This window comes from Lentibacillus sp. L22 (genome assembly GCF_040812445.1).
In the GTDB taxonomy this organism is placed as follows: domain Bacteria; phylum Bacillota; class Bacilli; order Bacillales; family Amphibacillaceae; genus Lentibacillus_C; species Lentibacillus_C daqui.
On sequence record NZ_JBFNXI010000113.1, the window covers coordinates 1 to 746 of the forward strand.

Annotated in this window: 1 protein-coding gene; it reads left to right on the forward strand. The window is 36.9% G+C overall.

Going from position 1 to position 746, the window contains the following annotated elements; translation table 11 throughout:
* A partial coding sequence (locus ABRT01_RS18310) for an IS4 family transposase (RefSeq protein ID WP_367749210.1) occupies positions 1 to 651 on the forward strand: 651 nt, incomplete at its 5' end.
* Positions 652 to 746 lie beyond the last annotated feature (95 nt).

Below are 746 nucleotides of genomic sequence, written 5' to 3' on the forward strand. Positions count from 1 at the left end.
CATGTGTTCGACCGTGGCTATTTCAACTTTGAAAAGTTTGAAGCCTACTCGAAAGCTGGTATTCGTTTTGTGACACGAATTAAATCAAATACTGTTGTGCATGTCATCGAGGAAATGCCGGTTGACGATACTTCTCCAATCACTCGACATGCGATTATAAAGATTGGAAACATGAAGCATGAACTGCAATTAGTAGAGACCCGAGATAGTGAAGGGAATCAAATTAGAATCGTGTGTAATGATGCAAAGGTGAGTGCACAGGAAATAAGCGACCTTTACCGAAATCGTTGGCAAATTGAATTATTTTTCAAATGGGTAAAGCAACACCTTGTAATCAAAAAGTTGTATGGAAAAAGTGAAAATGCCGTATACAATCAGCTCTATCTAGCGATGATCACGTACTGTTTAACACTGCTTATGAAGAACAGAATAAGCTATAAAGGCACACTACTAGAGATGCTTCACTGGATTCGTGATTGCTGGGATAAATCAATGACGAATTTTATTTCCGAAGTGTTTAAACCACCTGAAGGCACATCTAGAGGACGACGGCGGCAAGAACACGAACGAATCTTTGAAGAAACCCTAGCACAATATGAATTAGGAGAGATTTTTCATTTAGATAACTTGGTTTATGATCCACTCATTTAAATAGTATATAAAATTCAAAAAATGGATGAAGGGCTACCTTTAAACCCTCGTTGTTCTTTTTTAATTTTATAGAAGGAATATATGACAGAATATTC